Origin of the sequence: Vibrio sp. 10N.261.52.C2 (assembly GCF_041471425.1) — a bacterium.
GTDB classification, from domain to species: Bacteria; Pseudomonadota; Gammaproteobacteria; order Enterobacterales; family Vibrionaceae; genus Vibrio; species Vibrio crassostreae_C.
Map to the genome: position 1 here is coordinate 1 of NZ_JBFROH010000097.1, position 2,171 is coordinate 2,171.

The following is a 2,171-nucleotide window of genomic DNA, read 5'->3' on the forward strand; positions in this document are numbered from 1 at the left end:
TAACAAATAAGGATTAAGGTGTTGCGCAGCCAACACTAAATCCCGAGTGTTGAACAAGCCCGAAGCCACTTTGTTAAGTAAATTGTACGATTGAACTTGAAGGGCACATCGCTTTGAGGCTTTTCTCAAGGCGAGCGGGGTCAAGATAAGGTTGCGATAGCAATCTTATCAACCAGTTAGCTATTTTTCGTTTCTTTCGTCGTCACATCTCCTTTGATTTCGTCAATGCCATTCTCCTTATTATCAAATGCCTTTCGGCTACATGGGTCGGCTCACTCCAACACACGCCATCTCATGCTCACAGCAAGGGCAGATTCTTATCGCTTTGCTCCTTATCGGTGCCGTTAGCGGCGGCATCATATAGACCAAGTTCAATAACAGCAGTTGAATGCGGGCTCTTAAGGCGTGAGCTTGACCACGTAAAAATCCGTAGTCTCGTACTCTCTGCTACCCTTTGGGCAGCACGTGTTGCAAAATGAGCAGCAAAAACTTCAGAATGGGCAAGGTGCGCGTTCGCCATGCATTGGTCTGACTCTCTTTATAGCGGAAGGTGACAGTATCATCTGTGATACTGATGATGTCTTCATCAGGCAGCACACCGCGATAGAGATAGCGCGCCAAATAGTTGAGTGCAGCCTGACCGTATCCTACTTGTCTGCAATCGACCACCCATTGTTTGGGTATGCCACTCGGCAGCCACAACGTTGGGTGTTGATTAATGGCCTCTAGCATTCTTGCTCGCCATACTTTGGCCAAAGCAAACGCGTTGAAGAGGTAATGCTTGTTGCCTTTGTGCCACGTTTGCCTCGACGCGTCGTATTGGCCTGCCGCCACGATAATGTGCAGATGTGGGTGCAAGTTTCGTTGTCGGCTGTGAGTATGCAACACGGCAGTAAAACCAAGTTCACCTTGCCGTTGTCGGTTGGCAAAATCCTTTAATACCCCTGATGCCACCTTAAACATACCGTTATATATCGCTTTAGGTTGATGTCTTGCCAGCACTCTCAATTGATACGGTAAAGTGAAGGTCACCATGAAATAGTGAACAGGTAACCGTTTTTGCTGTTGACGCTGTAGCCAGTCAGAAGTGGTGCGTTGTTGGCATTGAGGGCAATGGCGATGACCACAAGAAAGAGGCAATCGGTCATCGTGATGGCAGTGACTGCAGAACCATTGTGAGCGTACTTGTTGCTCTGTTTTGCAACGGAGCATCGCCCCAATAGCTCGATGCATATCGCCATTTATCTGCGCATGATAGTGATGCTTAAGCGCACGATGATGCTGGCGAAGCAGTTCAATGAAAGTACTCATTTTATGCTCCATGTTAAGTCTAGATCATCCGTTAATTGGTTGATGGCCATTGCCGCATCACGCTGCTTTATCTGAGTCATTCGGGTGTATCGTGCCGTGGTGTTGAGGCTTGCATGACCGAGCAGTGATTGCAGTGAACGCAGGTCGACTCCTTGCTCAAGTAAGTGCGTTGCGAAGCAATGTCTGAGTGAATGAGGACTCGCATGCTTTTTGATACCACACTCTTTAAGTACAAGTTTCATCGTCTTTTGAATTCCGCCACGATCCATGGGGGTGTCGTGACATGTACCAAGTCCAGGAAATAAGTAGCAAGGATGCTTATGGGTAAGCCAGTGCGTGCGGAGTGCCTTAAGCGTTCGCTGCGGAAGCGGCACCATTCGGTCTTTTCCGCCTTTTCCTTCCCGTATGTGAACGCGCATGGTTTGGCTGTCGATATCATGAACCGTAAGATTTAATCCCTCACTGAGTCGTAACCCCATGCTGTACAGAGTAAGAAAAAACACCTGATAACGTGCTTGTCGAGTGTGAGTAATCAGCGAGCTGACTTGCTGTGGTGTCAGTATGTCGGGCAGTCGTTTTACTTGTGGCGGCTTGACGATATTGAGCCACTCCCACTGTTTATCGAGCGTGTAGCGATAGAAAAACTGCAAGCCATTACGATCGAGTTTTATGGTGCTCCACGAGTGGGTTTGAATAAGAGACGCGAAGAACTGTTTGAGGTCAGAGGTCGTTAATGTATCAGGGGCTCGGTCGAAATGAGCGGTGATCCGACGAACCGCACGGGAATAGGCATCAATGGTCGCGGGTCGTTTACCTTGCAGCTTTAGGTTGGTAAGGTGTTGTTCATAAAGGGTGTTGTA

At 48.3% G+C, this 2,171-nt stretch carries 1 protein-coding gene and 1 pseudogene; both read right to left on the reverse strand.

All coding sequences use genetic code 11. The annotated features are described in order from the left end of the window. Positions 1–258 precede the first annotated feature (258 nt). Positions 259–1,311: pseudogene (locus AB4307_RS21830) on the reverse strand (IS91 family transposase). Further along, a partial coding sequence (locus AB4307_RS21835) for a tyrosine-type recombinase/integrase (protein ID WP_102398431.1) occupies positions 1,308–2,171 on the reverse strand: 864 nt, incomplete at its 5' end. The gene AB4307_RS21835 and the pseudogene AB4307_RS21830, both read right to left, overlap by 4 nt.